Annotated in this window: 13 protein-coding genes; 4 read left to right on the top strand and 9 right to left on the bottom strand. The window is 71.0% G+C overall.

The window, feature by feature from the left end:
* Positions 1-42: 42 nt before the first annotated feature.
* Genes MRBLML1_RS17065 through MRBLML1_RS17050 form a run of 4 tightly spaced genes read right to left on the bottom strand, consistent with a single transcriptional unit; the run spans position 43 to position 4,601 of the window.
* The gene (locus MRBLML1_RS17065) at positions 43-786 is read right to left on the bottom strand and encodes a succinate dehydrogenase/fumarate reductase iron-sulfur subunit (RefSeq protein ID WP_364518101.1); all 744 of its coding nucleotides are present in this window, start codon (positions 784-786) and stop codon (positions 43-45) included.
* A complete protein-coding gene (locus MRBLML1_RS17060) occupies positions 783-2,846 on the bottom strand; it encodes a fumarate reductase/succinate dehydrogenase flavoprotein subunit (protein WP_364518099.1) in 2,064 nt (687 codons plus the stop codon). Before MRBLML1_RS17060 ends, MRBLML1_RS17065 begins: the two co-directional genes overlap by 4 nt.
* A 12-nt stretch (positions 2,847-2,858) precedes the next feature.
* Complete coding sequence (locus MRBLML1_RS17055; RefSeq protein WP_364518097.1) at positions 2,859-3,623, bottom strand: succinate dehydrogenase cytochrome b subunit; 765 nt, start codon at positions 3,621-3,623, stop codon at positions 2,859-2,861.
* 36 nt (positions 3,624-3,659) lie between these two features.
* A complete protein-coding gene (locus tag MRBLML1_RS17050; RefSeq protein ID WP_364518095.1) occupies positions 3,660-4,601 on the bottom strand; it encodes a Dyp-type peroxidase in 942 nt (313 codons plus the stop codon).
* Positions 4,602-4,693: 92 nt separating this feature from the next.
* On the opposite strand from MRBLML1_RS17050, the gene MRBLML1_RS17045 reads away from it, so the two are divergent.
* Together MRBLML1_RS17045 and fdhD are read left to right on the top strand one after the other, a co-directional pair.
* Positions 4,694-6,979, top strand: a complete 2,286-nt coding sequence (locus MRBLML1_RS17045; RefSeq protein ID WP_364518093.1) for an FdhF/YdeP family oxidoreductase — start codon at positions 4,694-4,696, stop codon at positions 6,977-6,979.
* Positions 6,967-7,794 (top strand): formate dehydrogenase accessory sulfurtransferase FdhD, encoded by an 828-nt coding sequence (gene fdhD / locus MRBLML1_RS17040; protein ID WP_364518091.1) that lies wholly within the window; start codon positions 6,967-6,969, stop codon positions 7,792-7,794. The genes MRBLML1_RS17045 and fdhD overlap by 13 nt, the downstream gene beginning before the upstream one ends.
* On the opposite strand, the gene MRBLML1_RS17035 is transcribed toward fdhD, so the two are convergent.
* On the bottom strand, positions 7,784-7,915 hold the full coding sequence (locus tag MRBLML1_RS17035) for an MFS transporter small subunit (RefSeq protein WP_364518089.1): 132 nt from the start codon (positions 7,913-7,915) through the stop codon (positions 7,784-7,786). The genes fdhD and MRBLML1_RS17035 overlap by 11 nt on opposite strands.
* On the bottom strand, positions 7,912-9,444 hold the full coding sequence (locus tag MRBLML1_RS17030) for an OFA family MFS transporter (protein ID WP_364518087.1): 1,533 nt from the start codon (positions 9,442-9,444) through the stop codon (positions 7,912-7,914). Before MRBLML1_RS17030 ends, MRBLML1_RS17035 begins: the two co-directional genes overlap by 4 nt.
* A gap of 113 nt (positions 9,445-9,557) precedes the next feature.
* Here MRBLML1_RS17030 and MRBLML1_RS17025 point away from each other — a divergent pair, with 113 nt between their 5' ends.
* The gene (locus MRBLML1_RS17025; protein WP_364518085.1) at positions 9,558-10,169 is read left to right on the top strand and encodes a DUF1345 domain-containing protein; all 612 of its coding nucleotides are present in this window, start codon (positions 9,558-9,560) and stop codon (positions 10,167-10,169) included.
* A 3-nt stretch (positions 10,170-10,172) separates the two neighbouring features.
* Here MRBLML1_RS17025 and MRBLML1_RS17020 read toward each other — a convergent pair whose 3' ends face one another.
* The 3 genes from MRBLML1_RS17020 to MRBLML1_RS17010 form a co-directional block, all read right to left on the bottom strand.
* Complete coding sequence (locus tag MRBLML1_RS17020) at positions 10,173-11,219, bottom strand: glycosyltransferase (RefSeq protein WP_364518083.1); 1,047 nt, start codon at positions 11,217-11,219, stop codon at positions 10,173-10,175.
* A 74-nt stretch (positions 11,220-11,293) separates the two neighbouring features.
* Complete coding sequence (locus MRBLML1_RS17015) at positions 11,294-11,713, bottom strand: hypothetical protein (protein ID WP_364518081.1); 420 nt, start codon at positions 11,711-11,713, stop codon at positions 11,294-11,296.
* Positions 11,710-12,141, bottom strand: a complete 432-nt coding sequence (locus MRBLML1_RS17010) for a hypothetical protein (RefSeq protein WP_364518079.1) — start codon at positions 12,139-12,141, stop codon at positions 11,710-11,712. Before MRBLML1_RS17010 ends, MRBLML1_RS17015 begins: the two co-directional genes overlap by 4 nt.
* A gap of 48 nt (positions 12,142-12,189) precedes the next feature.
* Here MRBLML1_RS17010 and MRBLML1_RS17005 point away from each other — a divergent pair, with 48 nt between their 5' ends.
* Positions 12,190-12,576, top strand: a complete 387-nt coding sequence (locus MRBLML1_RS17005) for a glyoxalase superfamily protein (protein WP_364518077.1) — start codon at positions 12,190-12,192, stop codon at positions 12,574-12,576.
* The last annotated feature ends 54 nt before the right edge of the window (positions 12,577-12,630 follow it).

Raw genomic sequence — 12,630 nt, 5'->3', positions numbered from 1 at the left:
ACCTACTCGACGGTGGGAAGTACCTACTCGACCCCCTGGGGGTCAGTGGCCGCTCTTGAGCGCGGTGCGCAGGTCCTTGTTGAGCTGCGAGATCACGTCGAGCGGGATCTCCTTGGGGCACGCCGCCGCGCACTCACCGATGTTGGTGCAGCCGCCGAAGCCCTCGTGGTCGTGCTGGCCGACCATGTCGACGACCCGGCTCCAGCGCTCCGGCTGGCCCTGCGGCAGCTCACCGAGGTGGGTGATCTTGGCACCCATGAACAGCGAGGCCGAGCCGTTGGGGCAGGCCGCCACGCACGCGCCGCAGCCGATGCAGGTCGCCACGTTGAACGCCCGCATCGCCTTGTCGCGCGGCGCGGGCACCGAGTTGGCCTCCGGCGCGGAGCCGGTGTTGGCGGAGATGTAGCCACCGGCCTGGATGATCCGGTCGAACGCCGACCGGTCGACGACCAGGTCCTTGATGACCGGGAAGGGCTCGGCGCGCCACGGCTCGATGGTGATCGTGTCACCGTCGTTGAACGAGCGCATGTGCAGCTGGCAGGTCGTGGTGACCTCCGGGCCGTGCGCCTCGCCGTTGATCATCAGCGAGCACATGCCGCAGATGCCCTCGCGACAGTCGGAGTCGAACGCGACCGGCTCCTCGCCGCTGGTGACGAGCTGCTCGTTGAGCAGGTCGAGCATCTCCAGGAACGACATGTCGGAGGAGACACCGTCGAGCTCGTAGGTGTGGATCGCACCCTGCGCCGCAGCGTTCTCCTGGCGCCAGATCTTGAGGGTGAGCTTCACTTGTAGCTCCTCTGCTTGAGCTCGATAGCGGTGTAGATCAGGTCTTCCTTGTGCAGGACCGGCTTGCCACCCTCGTTGGAGTCGCCGCCCCACTCCCACGCCGCGACGTAGGCGAACTCGTCGTCGTGACGCAGCGCCTCGCCGTCCTCGGTCTGCGACTCGGCCCGGAAGTGGCCACCGCACGACTCGCGCCGGTTGAGGGCGTCGATGCACATCAGCTCGCCGAGCTCGATGAAGTCGGCGACCCGGTTGGCCTTCTCCAGGTCCTGGTTGAGCGAGTCGGCGGAGCCGAGCACGCGCACGTTGGTCCAGAACTCCTTGCGGAGCTCCTTGATCTTCTCGATCGCTAGCTTGAGGCCCTCCTCGGTGCGCTCCATGCCGCAGTACTCCCACATGATCGAGCCGAGCTCCTTGTGGATCGACTCGACCGAGCGGGTGCCGTTGATCGACATCAGCTTGTCGACGCGCTCGTTGACCGCGCTCAGCGCGGCCTGTACGTCGGGGTGGCTGTCGTCGATCTTGTCGAACGGCCCGTCCGCGAGGTACTCGCGGATGGTGTTCGGCAGCACGAAGTAGCCGTCGGCCAGGCCCTGCATCAGCGCCGAGGCGCCGAGACGGTTGGCGCCGTGGTCGGAGAAGTTGGCCTCACCGGTCACGAACAGGCCGTCGATGTTGGAGCGGAGCTCGTAGTCGACCCACAGGCCGCCCATGACGTAGTGCACGGCGGGGTAGATGCGCATCGGCACCTCGTAGGGGTTCTCACCCGTGATCCGCTCGTACATGTCGAGGAGGTTGTCGTACTTCTCCTCCACCCCGTCCCTGCCGAGGCGCTTGATCGCGTCGGCGAAGTCGAGGTAGACGCCGCGCCGGACCATCTTCTTGGTGCCGTCGGCCTGGACCTCCTCGATGGCGGGCCCGACGCCGCGACCCTCGTCGCACATGTACTTGGCCGCCCGGGAGGCGATGTCGCGGGGGACCAGGTTGCCGAAGGAGGGGTAGATCCGCTCCAGGTAGTAGTCGCGGTCCTCCTCCGGGATCTCGCGCGGGTCCTTGTCGCAGTCCTCGACCTTCTTCGGCACCCAGATCCGGCCGTCGTTGCGCAGCGACTCCGACATCAGGGTCAGCTTCGACTGGTGCGCGCCCGAGATCGGGATGCAGGTCGGGTGGATCTGCGTGTAGCAGGGGTTGGCCATGTAGGCGCCCTTGCGGTGCGCCCGCCAGGCCGCCATGACGTTGGAACCCATGGCGTTGGTCGAGAGGTAGAAGACGTTGCCGTAGCCGCCGGAGGCGAGCACGACGACGTCGGCGAGGTGGGTCTCGATCGCGCCGGTGACCATGTCGCGGGCGACGATCCCGCGGGCCTTGCCGTCGACGACGATCAGGTCGAGCATCTCGTGGCGGGTGAACTGCTCGACGGTGCCGGCCGCGACCTGGCGCTCCATGGCCTGGTAGGCGCCGATCAGCAGCTGCTGGCCGGTCTGGCCGCGCGCGTAGAAGGTGCGGGAGACCTGGACGCCACCGAACGAGCGGTTGTCGAGCAGGCCGCCGTACTCACGGGCGAAGGGGACGCCCTGCGCGACGCACTGGTCGATGATGTTGGCCGAGACCTCGGCCAGGCGGAAGACGTTCGACTCGCGCGAGCGGTAGTCGCCGCCCTTGACGGTGTCGTAGAAGAGGCGGTACGTCGAGTCGCCGTCCTCCTTGTAGTTCTTGGCCGCGTTGATGCCGCCCTGGGCGGCGATCGAGTGCGCCCGGCGCGGGGAGTCCTGGTAGCAGAAGGACTTCACGTTGTAGCCGGCCTCGCCGAGCGTGGCGGCGGCGGCGCCGCCGGCCAGGCCGGTGCCGACGATGATGATGTCGAGCTTGCGGCGGTTGGCCGGGTTGACCAGGCGGTTCTCGAACTTGCGGGTGGTCCAGCGCTCCTCGATGGGACCGGTGGGCGCGTTCTCGTCGACCAGCTTGTCGCCGAGGACGTAGAAGCCCTCGGCGTCGTCGGAGGTCTGCACCGACGGCTCGTTGGTCGGGGTCAGACCGGGGAGGTAGTGGGTTCCTGCAGCCATGTCGTTGGCCCCTTACTTCTCGATGATGCCGACGAGGACGGACAGCGGAACCAGCGAGAACCCGCCGGCGACCACGATGGCGACGACCCAGCCGGCCGCCCGCGCCCGGGCGCGGGAGGTGGCGGTGTTCGTGAAGCCGAGGGTCTGCAGGGAGCTGAACGTGCCGTGGTGGAGGTGGAGGCCGAGCGCGACCATCGCGACCAGGTAGATGATCGTCATCCACCAGGTGTCGAAGGTGTCGACGACCAGCGCGTACGGGTTCTCCCCGCCGGTCTCGCCGTTGCTCGGGTTGATCTTGACGATGGTGAAGTTGAGCAGGTGCCACACGATGAACAGCAGCAGCGTCAGCCCGCCCCAGCGCATCGTGCGCGAGGAGAGCGAGGAGCCGCGGTTCTTCTTGACGGCGTACTTCACCGGGCGGGCCGCGGCGGCGCGGCGCCACAGCGCGATCGCGCACGCGACGTGCACGACGAGGGCGACGATGAGGCCCACGCGCAGGATCCAGAGGAAGCCCTCGTAGGGGAGCATCGGCGTCCCGAGCTCGCGCAGGTGGTGCGCGTACTCGTTGAACTTCTCCTCACCGGCGAAGGCCTTGAGGTTGCCGTACATGTGCCCCAGCACGAAGCCGATGAACAGCAGACCGCTCAGGGCCATCAGGATCTTCAAGGCGATGGTCGTGCGGGCTGCTCGAGAGCCCTTGACCAATTCAGGTCGCGTCGTCGTTGCCACGGGGGGCCACGCTACTCCCGCTACTGACCGGTAGGTGACCGGGATCATGTGAGATATGCACGTAAGGCAAGCCTTACCCGTCGCTCAGCTCGGGTCCGCGGCCCCGTCGAGGAGGTCGGCCGGTGGCACGAAGTAGAGGTTGCCGGTGACCGCGGTCGAGAAGTCGAGCACCCGGTCGTGGTTGCCCGCGGGCTCACCCACGAACATCCGTCGCAGCATCCGCTCGGTCACCGCGGGATCTCGCGCGTAGCCGATGAAGTAGGTGCCGTACTCGCCCGCACCGACCCGGCCGAACGGCATGTTGTCGCGGACGATGGCGTGCTCGGTGCCGTCCGCGTCGACCAGCGTGGTGAGGGCGACGTGGCAGTTGCTCGGCTTGCGGTCGTCCGGCATCTCGATGTCGTCGGCCTTGCTGCGGCCGATCGCGAGCTCCTGCTGCTCCACGCTCAGCGCCTTCCACGCAGTGAGGTCGTGGAGGTACTTCTGGGTGATCACATAGCTCCCGCCGGCGTACGACGCGTCCTCGTCCCCGACGAGCACCGCCGCCCGGCGCTCCTCGCCCTCGGGGTTCTCCGTGCCGTCGACGAAGCCGAGCAGGTCGCGTTGGTCGAAGGAGCGGAATCCGTGCACCTCGTCCTCGACGACCGCGGCGCCGGCGAGTCGCCCGGTGACCAGCTGCGCGAGCTCGAAGCAGAGGTCGAGCCGGTGCGCCCGGATGTGGAGCAGCAGGTCGCCCGGGGTCGCGGGCGCCCGGTGGGTCGCGCCGACGACCTCCCGGAACGGGTGCAGCCCGGCCGGGCGTGGCCGGTCGAAGATCCGGTCCCACGCCCGCGCGCCGATGCCCGCGACACAGGTGAGGTCCCCTTCGGGGATCCGGAAGCCGACCGAGCGGCGCAGGCCGCCGAGGTCGGCCAGCAGGTCACGGACCTGGCTGCCGGCGTCGTCGCCGTCGGCGAGCCGGAAGGTCAGGAAGATCGCCGACTCGGTCAGCGGGGCGAGCACGGCCTGGGGCGTGGGGGCGGGCACGTCCTCGATGATCGGTCATCGCCGCGCCTCGCACCAGGCCCGCGCGGGCGTAACCCTTTGACGGCGGTTGACCGCGGGGGGAGGCTGGGAGCATGCGGGCGGCGAACGAGGATCCCCAGGACGAGCTGAAGGTCACCAAGCCGAAGGACTGGGCCGCCGGCGTGCCGGCCGTCGCCCACGCGATGGAGTACGCCCTCGCCCAGGCCGGGCCCCGTCGTACGGCGCTGACGCTGCTGAACCTCAACCAGGCCGAGGGCATCGACTGCCCTGGCTGCGCGTGGCCGGACCCGAAGCACCGGCACACCAACGAGTACTGCGAGAACGGCGCCAAGCACGTCGCGGACGACGCGACCACGAAGCGGGTGACGCGGGAGTTCTTCGCCGAGCACTCGGTCGCCGACCTCGACCAGGCCTCCGACATGTGGCTCAACCACCAGGGCCGGCTGACCGAGCCGATGGTGAAGCGCCCCGGTGCGACCCACTACGAGCCGATCGGCTGGGACGAGGCGATCGGGATGATCGCCGACGAGCTCACCGGGCTGGCCTCCCCGGACGAGGCGATGTTCTACACCTCGGGCCGCCTCAACAACGAGGCCGCCTTCCTGCTGCAGCTCTTCGCCCGGTCCTTCGGCACCAACAACCTGCCGGACTGCTCGAACATGTGCCACGAGTCGAGCGGCTCGGGCCTGGGGGAGACCCTCGGCATCGGCAAGGGCAGCGTCTCCCTCGACGACATCCACTCCGCCGACCTGGTGCTGGTGGTCGGGCAGAACCCCGGCACCAACCACCCGCGGATGCTCACCGCGCTGGAGGAGACCAAGCGCAACGGCGGCAAGGTCGTCGCGGTCAACCCGCTGCCGGAGGCCGGGCTGAAGAGGTTCAAGAACCCGCAGACGCCGCGCGGGGTGGTGGGCAGGGGCACGGTCATCGCCGACCAGTTCCTCAAGATCCGCCCCGGCGGTGACCTGGCGCTCTTCCAGATGCTCAACAAGCTGCTCATCGAGGCCGAGGACGCGGCGCCCGGCACCGTGCTGGACCGGGCCTTCATCGCCGACCACACGACCGGGTACGACGCGTTCGAGGCCCACACCCGCACGCTCACCTGGGAGCACGTCCTCGCCGCCACCGGACTGTCGCGCTCGGAGATCGAGGAGCTCGCGCGCCGGGTGATGGACAGCGAGCGGATCATCGTGTGCTGGGCGATGGGCCTGACCCAGCACCGCCACGGCGTGCCGACGATCCGCGAGATCGCGAGCTTCCTCATGCTGCGCGGCAGCATCGGCAAGCCCGGCGCGGGCGTGTGCCCGGTGCGGGGGCACAGCAACGTCCAGGGCGACCGGACGATGGGGATCTGGGAGCGGATGCCCGACGCCTTCCTCGACCGGCTCGGCGCGGAGTTCGGCTTCGACCCGCCGCGCGAGCACGGCGTCGACTCGGTCGCCGGGGTGCGCGCGATGCGTGACGGCAAGGCCAAGGTGTTCGTCGGTGTCGCCGGCAACTTCGTGCGGGCGATGTCGGACAGCCTCGTCACCGAGGCGGCGATGCGCCGCTGCTCGCTGACCGTGCAGATCTCCACCAAGCTCAACCGCTCGCACACGGTCGTCGGCGAGACCGCGCTGATCCTGCCCACGCTGGGCCGCAGCGACCGCGACGTGCAGGCCAGCGGCGAGCAGTTCGTCACCGTCGAGGACTCGATGAGCGAGGTGCACCAGTCCCGCGGCCGGCTCGACCCGGCGTCCCCGCACCTGCTCAGCGAGGTCGCGATCATCTGCCGGCTGGCGCGGCAGGTGCTCGGTGCCGGCAACCCGGTCCCGTGGGAGGACTTCGAGGCCGACTACGCCCTGGTGCGCGACCGCATCGCGCGCGTCGTACCGGGCTTCGAGGACTTCAACGCCCGGGTCGCCGTCCCCGGTGGCTTCCGGCTGCCGAGCCCGGTCAACTCGATGGTCTTCCCGACACCCAGCGGCAAGGCGACGTTCGTGCCCAACGACCTCGACATGCTGGCCGCGCCGCCGGGCCACCTGGTGCTGCAGAGCCTGCGCTCGCACGACCAGTGGAACACCATCCCCTACGCCCCGAACGACCGCTACCGCGGCATCCACGACGCCCGGCGGGTGGTCCTGGTCAACCCCGACGACCTCACCGACCTCGGGCTCGCCGACCGCCAGCTCGTCGACATCGTCAGCGTGTGGACCGACGGCTCCGAGCGCCGGGCCGAGGGCTTCCGGGCGGTGGCCTACCCGGCGGCGCGCGGCTCGGCCGCGTCGTACTACCCGGAGACCAACGTGCTGGTGCCGCTCGACAGCGTCGCGGCGCTCAGCAACACCCCCACCTCCAAGGGCGTGATCGTGCGGCTGGAGCGCCGATGGGACGAGTGACCGTACGCCGGCCCGTGCTCCGCATCCGGGACGGGGCCGTCGACCGGCGCCCGGACTCGCTGGCGGCCGAGGAGCCGATGGAGATCCGGGTGGACGGTCGGCCGCTGACGGTCACCATGCGCACGCCGGGCGACGACTTCGACCTCGCGGTGGGCTTCCTGGTCAGCGAGGGGGTGGTGCGCGCGGCCTCCGACGTGAGCGGGGTCCGCTACTGCGCCGGCGCGCTCGAGGACGGCAGCAACACCTACAACGTCGTGGACGTGGCCCTGGCGGCCTCGGTGCCGGCGCCGGAGGCGGCGCTGGCCCGCAGCTTCACCACCACCTCGGCCTGCGGGGTGTGCGGCAAGACCAGCCTCGACGAGGTCCGCACCCACGTCACCTGGCCGGTCGCGGACGACCCGCTGCGCATCGACCCGGCCCGGCTCGCCGTCCTGCCGGACCGGCTGCGGCGCGCCCAGCGCGTCTTCGACCGCACCGGCGGGCTGCACGCCGCCGGGCTGTTCACCGCCGACGGCGAGCTGCTGCACGTGCGCGAGGACGTGGGCCGCCACAACGCCGTCGACAAGGTCGTCGGCCAGGCGCTGCTGGCGGGCTCCCTGCCGCTGCGGGAGACGATCCTCGTGGTCAGCGGCCGGGCGTCGTTCGAGCTGGTGCAGAAGGCCGTGCTGGCCGGCATCCCGGCCCTCGCCGCGGTCTCCGCGCCCTCCTCGCTCGCCGTCGACCTGGCCGACGAGCACGGGCTGACCCTCGTCGGCTTCCTGCGCGGGACGTCGATGAACGTCTACGCCGGCGCCGAGCGGGTCGTCACGGGCTGAACAGGTTCAGCGCGCTCCGGATCGTCTCGACCAGGCCGTAGCCGAGCGGGATCCCGACCACCACCCAGGCCGCGACCACGCGCGGGCGCTGGTCGCCGAGGTCGTGCGTCTGCTCCGTCATGCTTCTCCTCCTGGTGCCGAGGGGGTCGGGGGTGCCGTGCTCGCCGGGGGCTCGTGGAAGCGCTCCGCGACCGGCCGGATCAGCAGGTTGGCCACGAAGCCCACCGCGAGCACGCCGATCATGATCAGCAGCGCGGTGCGGTAGTCGCCGGCGTCGAGGAAGCCGGCCTGGATCTTGCCGTCCTTGACCGCGCACACCTCGACGGTCTTCTGGGTGACGGTGTTGACGACCTGCTTGCAGGGCTTGTCCTCGGCGGCGGAGTCGAGGACGCCGTTGACGATCAGCGGTCCGGCGACGCCGGCGGCCGACCACGCGGTCAGCAGGCGGCCGTGGATGGCGCCCACCTGGAAGGTGCCGAAGAGGTCGCGCAGGTAGGCCGGGACGGTCGCGAAACCACCGCCGTAGAAGGAGATGATCACCGCGCAGATCACGACGAACAGGGCCACGCTGTCGGAGCCGACCGAGACCAGCAGGGCGTAGAGGCAGAGCCCGACCCCGAGGTAGATGACGTAGTTGACCTTGCGGCCCAGGAAGTCCGAGACCGTCGACCACACGAACCGGCCGCCCATGTTGAACAGCGACAGGAAGCCGACGAAGCCGGCGGCGACGATGCCGATCTTGGTCGGGTCGCTGGCCAGCGAGGAGCCGTCCTCGGTGCGGAAGAAGTCCTGGATCATCGGCGCCGCGTTCTCCAGGATGCCGATGCCGGCCGTGACGTTGCAGAACAGCACCGTCCACAGCAGCCAGAACTGCGGGGTGCGGATGGCGTTCCGCGCCGAGACGTGGTTGCTGGTGACCAGCGGCTTGGCCTTCACCGTGCTCGGGTCGAAGTGGGGCGGCGACCAGCCCGGGGCCGGCACGCGGACGGTGAAGACGCCGAACATCATCACCACGAAGTAGACGATCGCCAGGGTGAGGAACATCTTCGCGACCGTGCTGCCGTCGTAGAGGCTGACGGTGAGGTTGGGCGTGCCGTCCGGCTTGAGCGGGTGGGTCGGGTCGCCGTAGAGGTCGAGGAGCTTGGTGCTCAGCGGCGAGGCGATCATCGCGCCGGCGCCGAAGCCCATGATCGCCATGCCGGTCGCGAGGCCGGGGCGGTCGGGGAACCACTTCATCAGCGTGGAGACGGGGGAGATGTAGCCGATGCCGAGCCCGATCCCGCCGATCACGCCGTAGCCGAGGTAGACCAGCCACAGCTGGTCGGAGGCGATGCCGGCGGCGGCGACCACGAAGCCGACGCTCCAGCAGCACGCGGAGGTGAACATCGCCTTGCGCGGGCCGCCGCTGTCGACCCAGGTGCCGAACAGCGCCGAGGAGATGCCCAGCACGGCGATGGCGACCGAGAAGATGTAGCCGATGGCCTTCTCGCTCGCCCCGAAGCTCTCGATCAGGGACACCTTGTAGACGCTGGTCGCGTAGGCCTGGCCGATGCACATGTGGACGGCGAGCGCCGCCGGTGGGATCAACCACCTGCTGTAGCCCGGGGGCGCGACGGTGTGGGAGCGGTCAAGGAACGAGAGCGCAGGCACTGCGCACCTCCTCGGGGCCGAGAGTCCGGAGGCGGCCCCGGGTAGGGCCTCGGTCGACTCTAGGAACGCGTGTGACGCACGTCAAAGGGCGTGCGCGGGCCTACGCTCGGCGGGTGCGCCGTCCCGCCCTCGTCCCCTCCGCCTGGCCGCGGCTGCTGGCCGCCCTCGTCGCGGGCGCGCTCACGGCGGTCGTGGACCCGCTGCTCGGCGTCGCCGTCGCCGCCGGCGTCTTCGTCGTCCTGGGCTGGGCCGCGCTGTGGCCGATGGACGCCGACGCGACCCGGGCCCGGGCCACCCGGGAGGACCTGCGCCCCGCCGTCGACGAGCTCGTCGTGGCGGCCGCGGCGCTCGGCGGCCTCGGTGCGGTGGTCGCGCTGCTCCTCGACGGCCGTGACGACGCGAGCCGGCTCGACGCCGCGGTCGGGCTGGCGGCCGTCCTGCTGTCGTGGGCGTCGCTGCACCTGATGTACGCCGCGCGCTACGCGCACCTCTACTACTCCGACACCCCCGGCGGGATCGACTTCAACGGCACCGAGCCGCCGTCGTTCCGGGACTTCTTCTACTTCAGCTACAACCTCGGGATGACCTACCAGGTCTCCGACACCGCCGTGCAGAGCGCGGCGGTGCGGGCCGTGGTGCTGCGGCACTGCCTGATCTCGTACCTCTTCGGCGCCGCGATCCTGGCGACCGCGATCAACCTCGTCGTCGGGATCGTCTCGGGCTGAGCCTCAGGCCGGAGCCGGCACCGGGAGGTGCTCCGCGACCAGCTCGTCGACCGCGTCGGTCCAGGTCCGGGCAGCCACCCGGGCGCGTGCCGCGCTGCCCATCAGCGCGCGGTGCGGGTCGGCGGCCACCGAGGCGACGGCGCGGACCAGGTCGCGGGGGTCGCTCGCGTCGTACAGGACCCCGGTCTCGAGGTGGGACACCACGCTGCGGGCACCACCGGCCCGCGGCGCCACCACCGGTACGCCGGACGCCGCCGCCTCGCGCAGCGCGTGGCAGTCGGTCTCGTGCTCGCCGGGGTGGACCAGCACGTCGAGGGTCGGCACGGCGACGGTCAGGTCGCCGATCGAGAGCGGCCCGGTGAAGCGGGCGCTCGGCACGCGCCGCGCCAGCCACTCGCGCTCCGGGCCGTCGCCGATCACCACCAGGCGGGTGCCGGGGACCTTGGCGAGGTCGGCCAGGCGTCGTACGCCGGCGGGCTTGTGGAGGCCACCGACGTACCCGACGACGACGCGACCGCCCTCGCGGGACTTGGCCTTGGACCAGGACGCGTGCAGCCACGGGTCGCGCAGGGTCGGGCTGAAGGCGCGGTTGTCGACGCCGGGCTCCCACAGGTGCGCGGTGACGCCGAGCTCGGCGGCCCGCTCGACCATCCACGGGGAGGTCACCAGCACCCGGTCGGCGCGCTCGGCGATCTTGGCCCGCCAGTAGTCGGCGGCCAGGTCGAGGACCGCGGACTGCTCCACGGCGAGGGTCGGCACACCGAGCCGGGCGGCGTGCTTGAGCGCCTTGCGCCCGACGTTGCGCGGGGAGTGCACCTGGACCACGTCGGCCCCGAAGGACTCGATCGCGTCCCGCACCTGGGCACCGGTCGGCTCCAGCGGGCGCACCCGCACCACGTCGCACCCGCGATAGCTCGCCAGCCCCGGGCCCGGGGCGACGATGCGCACGGCGTGGCCGAGGTCGACGAGCCGGTCGACGGTCGCCTTGAGCGTGGTCGTCGTGCTGTCGACGGCCGGGTAGAAGGTCTCGGTGGCCAGGACGATCCTCATGGCGACCACGGTGGGCGTCGTACCTTGCCGGAGACCGAGGCGACGGTGTCCGGCGGGTGAATGCCGGGCGGCGGTCAGTCCTCCGGGTCGGGCTCGGAGCCGAGGGTGCGGTGCGGCGGGTCGCCCCGCTCGATGGCCCCGGCCACCGCTCGGATGCGGTCGCGGCTCTGCGACCAGGCGCCGACCTCCTCCTCCCAGTACGGCCGGAAGCCGATCCGGGCCTCGACCCACCACCGGTGGCCGAAGGCGACCCGGAGCAGCACGACGACGGGGAGGATGAGCAGGACCAGCAGCCACTCCAGGGCCAGCACGACCACGATGCTGAGCAGCGGCAGGATGATCAGGCCGAAGACGAGGAAGAGGACGAGTGCGGCCAGGCCGTCGACGGCCTCGATCGTCAGGCTCGGGTCGAGACCCCGGCGACGCCGGGGGCGCCAAGGCAGCCAGCGCCGGGTCACCCGCCAGGTGCGGCCCTCGGGGTCGCGGACCTTCACCCGCCCTCCTCCGCGCCGTCCTCGGCGCCCACGGTGCGCCGGGGCAGGTCGCCGCGCTGGATCGCGCCGGCCACCGCGCGGATCCGCTCGCCGCTCGCGCGCCAGTCGCCCGCCGGGGCGTCCCACCAGATGGTGAACCCGCGCCGCGCCTCGATCGTCCAGTGCCGGCCGAGCAGGACGCGGGCGAGCACGGCGAAGGGGAGCAGCAGGAGCAGGAGGAGCAGCTCGGCGGCGACGACGAGCGAGAACGCGATGAAGGGCAGCGCGAGGATCAGCAGCACGATCGCGACGATCGCGCTGACCGGGTCGTCGCCGAGGCCGGTGGCCAGGTCGAGCGGGCCGGTGTCGACGCCCTTGAGCCGGCGTCGCCACGGCACCCAGCGGCGGGTGACCCGCCACGTCTGCCCCCGAGGGTCGCGCACCTTCACGCACCGCACCCTATGTCCGCTGTCGGCGATGCCGCCTAGGTTGGCTCCATGGAGATGAGGCTGGAGCTCGTGACGGTGCCGGTGACGGACATCGACCGGGCCAAGGAGTTCTACGTGCGGGCCGGTTTCAACGCCGACCACGACCAGACGGTCAGCGAGGAGATCCGGTTCGTGCAGCTCACGCCGCCGGGCTCGGGCTGCTCGATCGCGATCGGCAAGGGGCTGACCGAGATGGCGCCGGGCTCGCTCGACAACCTCCAGATGGTGGTCGCCGACGCCGACGCGAGCCATGCCGACCTGGTCGGGCGGGGGATCGAGGTCACGCCGGTGGAGGACCTGCCCTGGGGCCGGTTCGTCCGGTTCGCCGACCCCGACGGCAACCGCTGGTCGCTCCAGCAGCTGCCCGACTGGTCGGGCCAGGGCGGCGGCAGCTAGGCCCTCGCCGTACCGCCCGGTAGTCGGACATATCTCACAGCCGGGGTGAGACGA

Origin of the sequence: Nocardioides sp. LML1-1-1.1 (assembly GCF_040676175.1) — a bacterium.
In the GTDB taxonomy this organism is placed as follows: Bacteria; Actinomycetota; Actinomycetes; order Propionibacteriales; family Nocardioidaceae; genus Nocardioides.
Note: the sequence above shows the minus strand (reverse complement) of the source record. Positions and strands in the feature narration are given on the sequence as shown.